This is a genomic window from Desulfosoma caldarium, from assembly GCF_003751385.1.
In the GTDB taxonomy this organism is placed as follows: Bacteria; Desulfobacterota; Syntrophobacteria; order Syntrophobacterales; family DSM-9756; genus Desulfosoma; species Desulfosoma caldarium.
In genome coordinates, this window is sequence record NZ_RJVA01000014.1 from 57,939 (window position 1) to 69,957 (window position 12,019).

Here is a 12,019-nt window from a genome sequence, read left to right on the forward strand (position 1 = left end):
ACCGACCGCGGCGCACGACACAAACTTTTTCATCGTCGACTGAATGACACAACAAACGTGACGCCTTCAAACCACCTCGAACAAACCTTTGCCGTCGTGCCGGCCGCAGGTTCCGGCGTCCGCATGGGGCTTAACCATCCCAAGCAGTTTCATCTTCTGCACGGCAAGCCCATTCTGGCGTGGACCCTTGAAAGACTGCTGGCCCTGCCCTTTGTGCACGGCATCGTCGCCGTCGTTCCCGAAAATGCCGTGGGCTTCGTTGCGGCGTTAGCTTCCTCACTTGGCGCCGGAGCTTCCGTGACGGTCGTGGCCGGCGGAGCGCGTCGCCAAGACAGCGTGCGGGCCGGTCTTCGAGCTTTGCCGGATACGTGCCAATGGGTGGTGATTCATGACGGGGTGCGTCCCATGGCATCGCCCGAGCTTTTTTACCGCACTTATGAGGCCGCACGGCAAAGCGGTGCTGCCATCTGCGCTTGTCTGGCCCAAGACACCGTAAAGATGGCCGACAGTGGATGGGTTCAGGCCACCGTGCCTCGAGACCGAGTCTGGCTGGTGCAAACGCCGCAAGTGTTTCGCCGGGATCTTTTGGAGAGAGCCTTTCATCTAGCCCAGGCTTTTGAGTGGAACGCCACCGACGACGCATCCCTAGTGGAACGGTTAGGGGTTCGCGTGGCCGTGGTGGAAGGCGAAAAATTCAATATCAAGATCACAACCCCAGAGGATCTCCTCTGGGCTTCCTGGTATCTAGAACACTCACCCAAAGACACGGCGCCTCTTGGACGCCAGAAGGAAAGGCCATGACCAGGAATCTTCGCATCGGCATGGGCTGGGATGTGCACCCCTTTGCCTTAGGCCGCCCCCTTATTGTCGGTGGTGTGACCATTCCCCACGAACGCGGCCTTCTCGGCCATTCCGATGCCGACGTGCTGTGCCATGCTCTGTGTGACGCCTTGCTGGGTGCGGCCGCTTTGGGGGATATTGGCACCCACTTTCCAGACTCCCAGCCCCAATACAAGGATGTGTCCAGCTTGGTGTTGCTGAAGTTCGTGTGCCGCCTCATTGATCAGGCCGGGTTCGGCATCGTCAATGTGGATATGACCGTCTTGGCCCAAAAGCCAAAAATCGCCCCGTATGTCACGCAAATGCGAAGGAATCTGGCCGATGTGCTGGGTGTGGAAGAAAATGCGGTGAGCATCAAAGCCACCACGACGGAAGGACTGGGATTCGTCGGTCGTGTGGAAGGCATTGCCGCCTGTGCCATCGCCCTCCTTTATCAGACACAAGGAGCCGCCTCATGAGCCTGGTTGTCTACAACACCTTGACAAAGAAAAAAGAACCCTTCGTCCCACTGGAAGCCGGTGTCGTTAAGCTCTACGTGTGCGGCGTCACGGTCTATGACCTGTGCCACGTGGGACACGCTCGATCGGCCATCGTCTTTGACGTGATTTACCGATACTTGAAGTCCCGGGGGTATCGAGTGACCTACGTTCGCAATTTCACCGATATCGACGACAAGATCATCAAGAGGGCCCAGGAGGAAGGCACGGACTATCGCACGATTGCAGATCGCTATATCGCCGCGTTTTACGAGGATATGGATGCGCTGGACGTGCTGCGCCCAGACCTGGAACCCTTGGCAACGGAAAACATTCCGCAGATGATCGACATCATTCGCCGCCTGGAAGAAAAGGGCATCGCCTACAAGGCCGGCACCGATGTGTATTTTGCTGTGGAAAAATTTCCCGAGTACGGAAAACTTTCCGGACGGAGCCTGGACGACATGATGGCCGGGGCCCGCGTGGAGGTGGATGTCAACAAGCGTAACCCCTTGGACTTCGTCCTTTGGAAAGGAAGTAAACCCGGGGAACCGGCTTGGGACAGCCCCTGGGGACCAGGACGCCCAGGCTGGCACATTGAATGCTCGGCCATGGGCAGCCGCTTTTTGGGCCGCACCTTTGACATTCACGGCGGCGGTAAGGATCTAATCTTTCCTCATCACGAGAACGAAATCGCGCAGAGCGAAGCCGCTTTTGGCGTGCCCTTCGTGCGCTATTGGCTTCACAACGGCTTCGTTAACATTAACAATGAAAAGATGTCCAAGTCCTTGGGCAATTTCTTTACCATTCGAGACATTCTCAAGGTGGTGCACCCGGAAGCTCTCAGACTCTTCGTTCTATCCAAGCATTATCGAAATCCGGTGGATTTTTCCGACGAGGCCCTGGCGGAAGCCGAACGGGCCCTGGAACGGCTCTATGCCACCTTGGAAGTAACGCTGGCCCGCACGCCTCAAGAAATCGAAGGGGAAAAGGTCGCCGAAAAAGCTCTGATGGGTCAAGACAAGGAGCTTTTTCAAAAGATCGTGGATTTTCCCGACGCCTTTGGCGAAGCCATGGACAACGATTTCAACACAGCTCAAGCCTTGGCGCTGCTCTTTGAATTGCAACGGTCCACGCAGCGCTTTTTGGACACTTTTGGCCGAAAAAGCTTGAAAGGGCCGGCCGCCGCTCTGGCTCGCAAGGCCACCACGTGCCTTCAAGACCACGGGCGCATTTTGGGGCTTCTGACTCGAGCCCCTGAAAGATTTTTCGATGAGATCAAGAAGCGCAAGATAGCTCAGAAAGGCATCGCCGTAGCCGAGGTGGAAGCCCTTATCGCCCAGCGCAACAAGGCACGCCAAGAGAAAAACTTCCAGGAAGCGGACCGTCTACGCGACCGCCTTGCCGACATGGGCGTGCAACTGGAAGACACACCCCAGGGAACTCGGTGGCGCGTGCGATGACGCAAATCCTTGGGCGCCACTCCCGCGGGTAACCTTTTCCAACAGACGGCCAAAGCTTTGTCCAGTGGCGATGCTTTCGGCCGGCCGCAGCCAATGGGCGGAGGGGAGCCACTCCGCCGAAGGGCGCAAAAGAGCGTCGAACGGCACCTGATGGCCGGTGCCGTGCGACGCTCCTGCAGGCCTAACCTGAAACGAATGTGAAATGACTGCTGGCAAGCGGCTAAGGAGCCTTGCCGCAGCAGGAACCCGGAACACAGCCTTGAGCCGCCGGGCTTGTTCCACAACAGCCCGTATCCCTCGGGCCGGGAACCCTATGGCCGTCTTTGGCGCCGGAAGCCCTTGAAGAGACGGAAAGGAGTTTTTTGACGCCGGCGCTGCCACAGGCAGGGCACGACACCGCCTCGTCTTTGCCCAAGACCAGGTGCTCCGAAACCTCACCGCAATGCGTGCACACGTATTCGTAAATGGGCATAAGCCGCCTTTCCGTCGCTTTCAGTGAGCGCACCCGCCGCCGTGATGATGCCCGGCGCAGGTCCAGTTCGCGGAAAACTCAGGGAGCTTTCCCTGACGCCACATGGCCAGATTGTCCCTGACCGATCCTTCCATGGCCCTATAGACCTGAATGCCTTGCGCCTGCAGTTTCATCAAAGCCCCCATGCCGATGCCGCCAACCACAATCCCATCCACAGGGCGACCGCCCAGGGCTTTCAAGGGCTGGCACATGCCATGGGCATGATGCAAATCCCCATTGGATATTTCCTCTACCGAACCGGATTCGGTGTCCACAATGACAAAACCCGGAGCCGACCCGAAATGGCCAAACACCTCACTGTCCAGACCGCTCAACTTCGCCGCCGGAAAACAAATCTTCATCCTTTTGTTCCTCCTTGAATACCGATGGAAAAGTCACCAGCTTTCTTCAAGCCCAAGGACCGTATCGCGATGATTTTATAGGACCGATCAAAATCATTGTCAACTCCAGCACCCAAAGCCCTTCAGCCACTCATGTGTTCAGAATGCCTCGCCTCGAAGCTTGTTTTTCTGCGTTTCCTCTTTCCATTTGGGCAAGCCTCTTCCTATAATGCGATCAAGAAGCAGCGCCGCCGCAAACGGCTTCGAACACGTCTGGAGGTGGATCCATGGAAAATCAGGACTTCATCGTGGCCAACGAGGTGTTCATCAAGACGGACCGACAGCAAGGCAACATGGTCATATTGAAGGAATCGGAGGACGCTTCGCAGTATTTTCTCATGTTCGTTGGAGACAGCGAGATCACGGCCATCGCCAAAGAAAAGGGGTTTGTGGAACCCAAGCGTCCCTTGACCCACGACACCTACCTCACCATTTTGGAACGGGCCGGGGTCCGTTTCGAGAGGGTGGAAATTTACACCATGAAGGAAAACACCTATTACGCCCGCATCATCGCTCGTGTCGGGGACGAGGAGGTGGTCTTTGACAGCCGCCCCAGCGACGCGGTAGCTCTTGCGTTGCACGAAAAATGCCCCATTTTGGTGAACCGAAGGCTGCTTCGCCGGGAACTGACGCCCGAGGAAGTCAAGGAATACGAATCCATCATCAAGACGGTCAAGTTTTGAGCGGGGGCATTGTGCGCGCCCCGTCCCGCCTTTTTGGCCCACGAGCCGGCCGCCGCAGGTCCCGTGGTGGGTGCCGAGCGGCAGCCGGCATCGTTCAAGGGCGCCTTGGATAGGCTTTCAAATCAGGTTGTAGTAATAGAGCATCAAGTCGGAACGGGTCACAATGCCCACGAGGCGACCGTTGTCCACCACGGGCAACCGGCCGATGTCGTGCTTGACCATGAGCCGCAGGGCTGTGGGAATGGTGGCCTGCGGGTCGATGGTGATCACATCCCTTTTCATGAAAGCCTTGACGGGGGCGGAGCGCTGGGTGGGTCGTTCCAACTTCACGAGGTCGCGCACGGAAATCACCCCCACCAGTTTTTCCCCTTCCACGACCGGCGCTCCCGTGTGCCCTCGCCCCTTCAGTTGCGCGTGCACGGCATCCACTGTCTCGTCCGGTCCGACGGTAAATACGGGAAAGGACATGAGATCAAAGATAGGCACGGAGGCGTGTCCGTTTTGGGCCATGAGTTCCCGAATCCAGTTTTCGATGCCTTCCGGGCGAGTGCCCTTGACGAGGGCGGAGGCCGCTTCCGGGCGGCCGCCACCGCCCAGCGGTTTCATGAGGGCCGCCACGTCCACACTGTCGGGGCCGCTTCGCGCGATGACGATGCTTTGTCGTCGCCGACTATCCCAGAAAAGGCCAAAGGCGGCATCGGCACTTAATACATCCCGAAGCATGGTCACTACGGAAGCCAGCCCTGAGACGTGTCCGTTCAGGTCGGCTTTGGCAAAACACACCACATGACCGTTCATGGTGATGCGTTGCGCGGTCTCCAGAAGGTGCGTGAGGATTTCCTTGTGCTGCAGTCCATAGCCGGGTCTCAGAGCCGTCTGAATGACGTTCAGGTCCGCCTGGACTTCTAAAAGAAAGGCAGCCGCCCGCGCGTCCGTGGCTCGCGTGCACGGAAAGGTCAGATGCCCCGTATCCTCGTAAATTCCTGCCAGAAACAGGGTGGCCTGAATGGGATCAATGGCCGCGCGTCGGCGTTCCAATTCCTGCACCAGCAGCGTGGCGGCAGATCCCACGAGGGCCTGCCGGCCGGAGGCGGCGTGAATGTCTCCGATGTCGGGATGGTGGTCCCACAGGTGAACGTCCAGGTCCGAACGGTTCATGAGCGGGGCCATGCCATCGAGACGTTCCCAGCGGTTGGCGTCCACGACGACAAGTCGCGACACCTCGTCATGGCGCACCGCCAGGGGGCTCAAAAAAGGGAACAGATCCTTGTGAATGGAAAGAAAAGCCCGCACGTTGGCATTGATGCTTCGAGGCAAGACGATTTGGGCTTCAGGGTAGAGATGTTTGGCGGCCACCACGGAGGCCAGCGCATCAAAGTCCACGTTCTTGTGTGTCGTGATAATCTCCATGGAGAGCGTCCGTTGCAGTTGTTTATCGACAGCCACAGGGTTTCATGACATGTATCGGTCTATACGCCACATGACTTGAAAGTTTTCACAAGCCCTTTCTCAAGCGCGCTGCATGCGGCCTTTTTCGTCATAGGTCACAGCGCGCAGCAGACCAATGGTGCGTTGGCAGTCTGCGCTCTGGGGCACGCGACATAGAGCAAAGCCCAGTTTTCGTCCCAGGGCCAACAGCTAGGTGTTTTCTCTGAGCACCGTGCCCCGGTTTCCATGCCCCATTCCTTCGCAATAGACAAGCAGTTTTCCAAAAACAGAACCGCGATGCTTTGCCTTGCCAGGGATCCACTACCAGCACGGCGAATTCGGCCCTTTTTCCAGTAGGTGTCGCTGATAACCCGGGCCACGCCCAAAAGTTTTTCCTGGGCGGTTCCCGTAGCCTCCACCGCCACCAAGGCGATTTCGCAGCCATCGTCAATCTGCGCGAACTTAACCAGCAAGTCTTCGGACAGCTCCTTAATGGGGCTGAAAAACCGAAAGGAGATGCTCGTGGGCGAAAGCATGTGAAAGAGGCCCACCCGCAGCGGGGCATCTTCCGGCTTGATGGGTCGAACAAAAACCGGCCGCTCTGCCGTGGTCACAGCGTGCTTTTCATGGCGTGCCGAATATGGGCCGATGATGAGGTGCATAGGAGACGGAACGGTGCTGGGCCGAACGAGAACCCGGGCATCCACAACCCACGGCCTTCCGTGTTGCAGAATGAGCGGGTTTATGTCCAGTTCCGTGATTTCCCGAAAGTCTGTCACCAGCTGACTCAGCCGAATGAGCAACTCCTCCAGGGACGCCATGTTGGCTGGCGGCCGATTGCGGTCGCCTCGAAGAACCTTGTAGACCTTGGTGTCTTCCATGAGGCGGTGCACCAGGGAACGGTTTAGGGAAGGAAGCACCAGAGAGCGATCTTTGAGCCGTTCGGCCAGAATACCGCCCATGCCAAAAAGGATGACGGGGCCAAAGTGGTCGTCTTTCTTGGCCCCTACGATGAGTTCCACGCCTGTGGCGCCCTGGGCGCTTCGCAGCATGGGCTGCACCGAGACGCCGTGAATCTCCGCGTCCGGCTTGTAGGCTCGAGACCTCTCGACGATGGTGCGATACGCGGTGCGCACCTGGCCTTCGTTTTGCCAATCCAGGACGATACCCCTAGCTTCCGTCTTGTGGGCGATGTCGGGCGAACAAATCTTGAGCACCACGGGAAAGCCCGTGCCCTGGGCCATGGCCGCCGCATGGTCTTCATTTTGGGCAACGCGCGTGACTCAAGATTTTTCATGACGGCGGCCCCGACGCTTTCCGCCCGTTCACTGGCTCCGATGGCGGCGATGGCCTTTGGATTGAGCATTCGGTCGTGATGCAACAATCCCATGAGTCCACTCACGTTGGCGATAGATGGGGCCCAGATCAGTCGCCCGTGCACTGCGTGAAGCCGGTTTCGGTTGGACGCGTCACGCCGCCGACGGGGCTTCCTCTCCGTAGGGATTCACCGTCAGGACCGGCACGCTGGCCCCCTTGACCACACGTTCGGCCACGCTGCCAAAAACAATGCGCTCCAAACCTTTTCGCCCGTGTGTGCCCATGACAATCAGGTCCATGCCCTGCGTCGCGGCGAACTTCAGAATCTCTTCGGCGGGATCGCCCGATACCACTTGGCCCTCCATGGGCAGGTCTTGAAAATGTTGCTGGAGAAACTCGTTGAGCTTTTTACGGGCCCCTTCGGCCAGTTCGGTCTGAATGGTCTTGATACTGGGACGAGGCACATACATGCTTCCCAAATCATCAAATATTCTGGCCACAAAGAGCACGTGCACCTTGGCTTGAAACCGCTCAGCCATTTCCCGCACCACCGGAACGATTTTTTCCGAAACGGGGGAAAAATCCACGGGGAAAAGAATTTTCTTAAACATGATCATCCTCCTTAGAATTCGCATGGGCTTTCAGGCTTCACTGGCTTGGCCATCATAAAGAGAAAGACCGTCCCTTTTGCCCCGGTTCCGAACGCACCCAGGCTTCTCCGCCGTGCCGGTGCGCTACTTTGCGCACGATGGCCAAACCCAGTCCCGAGCCTTCGGCTGTCGTGCAAAGCTTCAAGTTGCAAAGGGTTCAAAAACCTTTCTCTGGTGTTTCGAAGGAATGCCCTCGCCGTTGTTGACCACCCAAAATACATAAGATTCTTCTCTTTCCTTAAAACCCACTTGCGGCTCAGGGCGTTCTGGACAAGGTTGCGCAAAGCGCGAAGCACCGCAACTTCGTCTGCCGTGACCTCGGCGAGCCGCAAATGTTCTGACCATTGCACAGATCTCCTGAAAAGCTCCACCGCAAATTGCTGCCGCAAACTCTACCACCTCCGAAAGTGGGTGTCCACTTTTCGGACCCGCGGATAAAAAGTAAAGGTCTGACCCCATGTCGTTTATGAATGCCGCCGTGGAGGCTGTGCGGGCAGGCGAAGCCGGCGCTGGGTTCTCGGTGGTGGCAGAAGAGGTGCGAAGCCTGGCGATGCGAAGTGCTGAAGCGGCCAAAAGTACGGCGAATTTAATCGAACAGTCCCAGAAAAATGCCGATAACGGGGTGCAATCGGCTAACGAAGTCAAAGAAATCCTGATCAAAATCATAGACGGCATCAACAAAGTAAGCCAACTGGCAAAGGATATCGCGGTGGCAAGTAACGAACAGGCCGAAGGGGTCAACCAAATTAATCTGGCGGTTCTCGAGATGGATAAGGTTACACAGTCCAACGCTGCCACCTCTGAAGAGTGCGCCTCGGCCAGCGAACAATTATTCGGTTAGACCAAGGAACTCAACGAAATGATACGGCATTTGGCCCGAGTTGCAGGGGCAAGTCTGCCGTCCGAGACCCAGACCCTCAGCGCCTTGAGACGACCTGTGATGACCAATCCGGCGATCGAAGGCAAAGGCGGCTATAGACCAGCAGCGAGCGCGACCAATGCCGATTCTTCGGCTAAGACCAAAGCCAAGGCCTTGATCCCCTTTGACGATGATGAGTTCGAGGATTTCTGAGAGAGATAGCAAAATGGTCACCGGTTGAGTAAATGGCGACAAACGGGGCGGTAATCTATACCTCGCCCCCCGATTCGACCCTATGGATGCAAGCTGCGGTGCTCGGTGACCGTTACATGTCATATACTCCCGGGAACTATTGTAATGACTCTGTAATGACCCCTAGGAATCAAGACCAAAATTTGCATTATTGCCAACGCGGTGCTCTCGGCTTGTTTGGTTCGCATCAAGAGCAATGAGAGGTGACCCTTTGGCCTTTGCTCCAGGCCTTGACAACCGGCTTTGGGCCTGAAGCGTGGAAGGCGGTTTTGGCGGTTGCACTGAGGAAAAGGCGTATGGAAAAAGCGATAGACGCACCGCGTTTGTCTCGCCGGCTAAGCGGCGAGTTTATGACGATACTCAACCGGGCTCATGTATCCCAACTCTTGGTGCGGACTCTCGGTGTTGTATTCTCGGATTCAACCCTCGATGATCGTTTTGGCCTCATCAAAGGACGAAAACAGGTTGAGCCAAATACACTCCTCTTTCAGCGTTCTCATGAACCGCTCGATCATTCCGTTTTGCTGGGGACTGTAGGGGGTGATGTCTACAGGGCGCAGACCACACGCACGCAGCACTTTGAGATAACGTTTCGACGTGAAGACGCGCCCGTTGTCACTTCTGAGGGCAAGCCCTTGGGAGGCGGCTTTATTGTGCCCAATCGGCGAATGAGCGCATCTTTCAAAAGCGCCTTCCGCCACCTTGGCGTTTTGTCGCCGGCTGATGCGATAAGCCACAATCTCCCGATTCCAACAGTCGATCACCGCAATCCCATCAAACCACCCGGAATCCGAGCAGAAAAAGTGGGTCATATCCGTTGTCCAAAAAAAATGCCAATCACCCCAAGAATAGTTCCCAAAATGCTTGTTTTGATCTGACCACCCATATGTCAAAATTTGCTTTTTTCGTAAGCCTTTTTTTGCTGCGTTTCTTGGGCTGTCTGCATATTGAACTGCTTATATAAGTCGTCACGAATATAGCGTATCTCCATATTGAAGCTAAGGTGGGGTGCGTCCAGTTCGATGATTACCCCCTTTGCCTTAAACCGCGCGAACATATCGCCAACAAAAGGGCGACGTTTCGCTGTTAATGTATATTTCTCAGATAGGAAGGACAATATTTCATCAAAGCGAGTCTTGCACATCGTCATTAATACGCCCGCAAGCTTGTGGTCTTGATCGAAGATATAAAAAACCTCATAGAGACGTTCTATACCATACCCTTCACCATCAGTTTTAATTTGTGGTCCACGAGTAAACTTGTTTATGCCCGCGTCGTGGATTCTGGTTTGCTTCGCTAGCTGGGTCTTAACCTGTTCTAAGGTGCTGGACCCAATTTCAAATCCAAGTACCTGGACTTGAGCAATCGAAATCGAGGGTATAAATAGCAAACTTAGAAGATAAAAACTCAGAAAACGCATTGCCTAGCCTCCGATTCTTTTGAAAAAGTTTAGACGCTGTAGAACCGCTGCCCCATGGCACAGCAACAAGGCCTAGCGTCCGATTGCCCTAATGTGTGGGTTATGCGTCCGCAACGAAGCTCCCCGCCTTTGTGGCCAGAGTCGGCACTCTGCATGCGCCAGTGGCTAACGTCTACTTAATTCGTAGGGCTCTCGCTCACCACCTCAGCGTACCTTTTGTGGGCTTTATAAATGCCGACCAGATTGGACAAGCTCACCGCCACCTCGAGGTGATCTGCGCCCAGCGCTTTCTCACGGATCTATAGTGCGCGCTTGTAATACTTCTCCGCCTTGGCATAATCACCGTAGGCTTGGAAATGACGTGCCAGTCCGTCTTCAGTTGATGGGTAGTCTGGGATGAACGTGCACCCAAAAAAGAACGGAACGATCTCGGAAACAAGTAACATCAGCTTCCTGACTTTCATGATGACGCCCTCCTATACTTTTTTGGATTCGTTACTGTCCCACCACATTGGTCGCCTCTCCTGGCGAGGGATCGCCCCGATTTGCTGTGAGCGCGCCCTAAGCTTTCTGGCCTCCTCATGCCGATTCGTTGCTCGATACAGATCTAAAAGATCCGCAAAGTACGTCGCCACATCAAGGTAGTTCGGGCCCACGTTCTCATGTCCGACCTATAAGGCTCTCTTGCCGACCGTGACTGCACGATCGTAGTGCCGAGCCCGATAAAGCTCCATTGCTTCCTTATAGAGCGTTTATCAAACTACCGCAGCACCTCTAGCGTACGCCCAGCCGGCGGTCAAGCACAGCAGGCCGGTTACGACGATTAACTGAAAGATTTTTGTCATGCTTCTAGCTTTCGTGACGACTAACAATCAAATAAGCCGCCGAGGCGCGATCGTTCCAAGGTCACGCTTTATTTGTTAGCGAGGTATGATCTTAGCATATCAATGTGATATAAGACCACTGAGAATTCCCATTACTATGCCAGCCAAGATGGTCAAAATTATAAATGCTGGGATCGAAGCGATAGCCCACTTAACCATAAATCCTACCATTGACCAAAATGGCATTTTTATATTCGTAACGACGACTTCATTCTTGGTGAATATAACCTTGCTCTCCGATTCGTTCATAAGTTTCTCCCCTTCTATTGCTGAGCTCCCACGTTTTAAAGTGCTTGTCGGTTATTCAGTGCACCAAAGCCGGAGCGCCAGCCGGCGGGAATGCCGGTTAATTCTGCTGCAGATCAGCATCACACAACGCATCACCCCCTTTTCATCCGGCGACGAGTCGCCTCCTTCAAGCCCAGGGCACGGGCAAAGACCATGTCCCTCCCCACCACCGTGAGCATGTTATCAACCCGCATCCCCTTTGCTGTCTGCATCGGCAAAAACGAGCCCCTCTACGGCCATCCACACCCAGCGTGTTTTCCCGTGGAGCATAGACTCGGGATTCATCCGGGTTTTCTTTCAGAGCGTCACCGAACACATGAGCAGACTTTCATTGAGAGGTCCCGCTATAGCCAGGCGAAGAAAACACGGCCGAAGAATGCCCGCGGAGGAACATCGCCTCGACCGCAGGGAGTCGCACGAGTCGTTCAGAAACGTATTCACATGGTCCAAAAGGGTCTTTCACATGGCGCAGGAAACCCCACAGAGTCTGAAGAATCTCTTCCTTGGAGATCTGAGACTGCTTCGCAGCCGTGATTTCCCGGCACAC

14 protein-coding genes and 1 pseudogene are annotated in these 12,019 nt (G+C 55.5%); 6 read left to right on the top strand and 9 right to left on the bottom strand.

Features of this window, described 5'->3' with window-relative positions; all coding sequences use genetic code 11:
* Positions 1–57 precede the first annotated feature (57 nt).
* The 3 genes from ispD to cysS are packed head-to-tail and all read left to right on the top strand — an operon-like array spanning position 58 to position 2,779.
* On the top strand, positions 58–801 hold the full coding sequence (ispD, locus tag EDC27_RS12825) for a 2-C-methyl-D-erythritol 4-phosphate cytidylyltransferase (protein ID WP_148045762.1): 744 nt from the start codon (positions 58–60) through the stop codon (positions 799–801).
* Positions 798–1,298, top strand: coding sequence for a 2-C-methyl-D-erythritol 2,4-cyclodiphosphate synthase (gene ispF, locus EDC27_RS12830; protein ID WP_123291032.1), 501 nt, complete (start codon positions 798–800; stop codon positions 1,296–1,298). The genes ispD and ispF overlap by 4 nt, the downstream gene beginning before the upstream one ends.
* Positions 1,295–2,779 (top strand): cysteine--tRNA ligase, encoded by a 1,485-nt coding sequence (cysS, locus tag EDC27_RS12835; protein ID WP_123291033.1) that lies wholly within the window; start codon positions 1,295–1,297, stop codon positions 2,777–2,779. Before ispF ends, cysS begins: the two co-directional genes overlap by 4 nt.
* A 220-nt stretch (positions 2,780–2,999) precedes the next feature.
* Here cysS and EDC27_RS12840 read toward each other — a convergent pair whose 3' ends face one another.
* Together EDC27_RS12840 and EDC27_RS12845 are read right to left on the bottom strand one after the other, a co-directional pair.
* Complete coding sequence (locus EDC27_RS12840; protein WP_123291034.1) at positions 3,000–3,251, bottom strand: FmdB family zinc ribbon protein; 252 nt, start codon at positions 3,249–3,251, stop codon at positions 3,000–3,002.
* A gap of 20 nt (positions 3,252–3,271) precedes the next feature.
* A complete protein-coding gene (locus tag EDC27_RS12845; RefSeq protein ID WP_123291035.1) occupies positions 3,272–3,652 on the bottom strand; it encodes a NifB/NifX family molybdenum-iron cluster-binding protein in 381 nt (126 codons plus the stop codon).
* Between the two features lie 266 nt (positions 3,653–3,918).
* Here EDC27_RS12845 and EDC27_RS12850 point away from each other — a divergent pair, with 266 nt between their 5' ends.
* On the top strand, positions 3,919–4,374 hold the full coding sequence (locus tag EDC27_RS12850; RefSeq protein ID WP_123291036.1) for a bifunctional nuclease family protein: 456 nt from the start codon (positions 3,919–3,921) through the stop codon (positions 4,372–4,374).
* Positions 4,375–4,491: 117 nt separating this feature from the next.
* Here the strand turns inward: EDC27_RS12850 and EDC27_RS12855 are convergent, their stop codons facing one another.
* The 4 genes and pseudogenes from EDC27_RS12855 to EDC27_RS16940 all read right to left on the bottom strand — a co-directional run bounded on the left by EDC27_RS12855 (position 4,492) and on the right by EDC27_RS16940 (position 7,914).
* Entirely contained in the window at positions 4,492–5,784 is a 1,293-nt protein-coding gene (locus EDC27_RS12855) for a CBS domain-containing protein (RefSeq protein ID WP_123291037.1), read from the bottom strand.
* A gap of 134 nt (positions 5,785–5,918) precedes the next feature.
* Positions 5,919–7,070: pseudogene (locus tag EDC27_RS12860) on the bottom strand (acetate--CoA ligase family protein); the annotation flags it as partial.
* A gap of 201 nt (positions 7,071–7,271) precedes the next feature.
* Positions 7,272–7,730, bottom strand: a complete 459-nt coding sequence (locus EDC27_RS12865; RefSeq protein WP_170161804.1) for a universal stress protein — start codon at positions 7,728–7,730, stop codon at positions 7,272–7,274.
* Between the two features lie 52 nt (positions 7,731–7,782).
* Positions 7,783–7,914 (bottom strand): ATP-binding protein, encoded by a 132-nt coding sequence (locus EDC27_RS16940; protein WP_123291040.1) that lies wholly within the window; start codon positions 7,912–7,914, stop codon positions 7,783–7,785.
* 312 nt (positions 7,915–8,226) lie between these two features.
* Between EDC27_RS16940 and EDC27_RS16075 the strand changes: the two genes are divergently transcribed.
* Both EDC27_RS16075 and EDC27_RS16080 read left to right on the top strand, forming a co-directional pair.
* Positions 8,227–8,610, top strand: a complete 384-nt coding sequence (locus EDC27_RS16075) for a methyl-accepting chemotaxis protein (protein WP_170161805.1) — start codon at positions 8,227–8,229, stop codon at positions 8,608–8,610.
* An 18-nt stretch (positions 8,611–8,628) separates the two neighbouring features.
* Positions 8,629–8,841, top strand: coding sequence for a hypothetical protein (locus tag EDC27_RS16080; protein ID WP_170161806.1), 213 nt, complete (start codon positions 8,629–8,631; stop codon positions 8,839–8,841).
* Between the two features lie 458 nt (positions 8,842–9,299).
* Here the strand turns inward: EDC27_RS16080 and EDC27_RS17085 are convergent, their stop codons facing one another.
* The 3 genes from EDC27_RS17085 to EDC27_RS16085 form a co-directional block, all read right to left on the bottom strand.
* Complete coding sequence (locus tag EDC27_RS17085; protein WP_148045763.1) at positions 9,300–9,692, bottom strand: DDE-type integrase/transposase/recombinase; 393 nt, start codon at positions 9,690–9,692, stop codon at positions 9,300–9,302.
* Positions 9,693–9,769: 77 nt separating this feature from the next.
* Positions 9,770–10,300 carry a hypothetical protein gene (locus EDC27_RS12890; protein WP_123291043.1) on the bottom strand — a complete coding sequence of 177 codons (531 nt, stop codon included), beginning with the start codon at positions 10,298–10,300 and terminating at the stop codon, positions 9,770–9,772.
* 299 nt (positions 10,301–10,599) lie between these two features.
* Positions 10,600–10,764, bottom strand: a complete 165-nt coding sequence (locus EDC27_RS16085) for a hypothetical protein (RefSeq protein ID WP_170161807.1) — start codon at positions 10,762–10,764, stop codon at positions 10,600–10,602.
* Between the last annotated feature and the right edge of the window lie 1,255 nt (positions 10,765–12,019).

Coding starts and splice junctions, on each gene's coding strand:
- ispF (WP_123291032.1), top strand. CDS start 798: ATGACCAGGAATCTTCGCATCGGCATGGGCTGGGATGTGCACCCCTTT.
- cysS (WP_123291033.1), top strand. CDS start 1,295: ATGAGCCTGGTTGTCTACAACACCTTGACAAAGAAAAAAGAACCCTTC.
- EDC27_RS12840 (WP_123291034.1), bottom strand. CDS start 3,251: ATGCCCATTTACGAATACGTGTGCACGCATTGCGGTGAGGTTTCGGAG.
- EDC27_RS12845 (WP_123291035.1), bottom strand. CDS start 3,652: ATGAAGATTTGTTTTCCGGCGGCGAAGTTGAGCGGTCTGGACAGTGAG.
- EDC27_RS12850 (WP_123291036.1), top strand. CDS start 3,919: ATGGAAAATCAGGACTTCATCGTGGCCAACGAGGTGTTCATCAAGACG.
- EDC27_RS12855 (WP_123291037.1), bottom strand. CDS start 5,784: ATGGAGATTATCACGACACACAAGAACGTGGACTTTGATGCGCTGGCC.
- EDC27_RS12865 (WP_170161804.1), bottom strand. CDS start 7,730: ATGTTTAAGAAAATTCTTTTCCCCGTGGATTTTTCCCCCGTTTCGGAA.
- EDC27_RS16075 (WP_170161805.1), top strand. CDS start 8,227: ATGTCGTTTATGAATGCCGCCGTGGAGGCTGTGCGGGCAGGCGAAGCC.
- EDC27_RS16080 (WP_170161806.1), top strand. CDS start 8,629: ATGATACGGCATTTGGCCCGAGTTGCAGGGGCAAGTCTGCCGTCCGAG.
- EDC27_RS17085 (WP_148045763.1), bottom strand. CDS start 9,692: ATGACCCACTTTTTCTGCTCGGATTCCGGGTGGTTTGATGGGATTGCG.
- EDC27_RS12890 (WP_123291043.1), bottom strand. CDS start 10,300: ATGCGTTTTCTGAGTTTTTATCTTCTAAGTTTGCTATTTATACCCTCG.
- EDC27_RS16085 (WP_170161807.1), bottom strand. CDS start 10,764: ATGAAAGTCAGGAAGCTGATGTTACTTGTTTCCGAGATCGTTCCGTTC.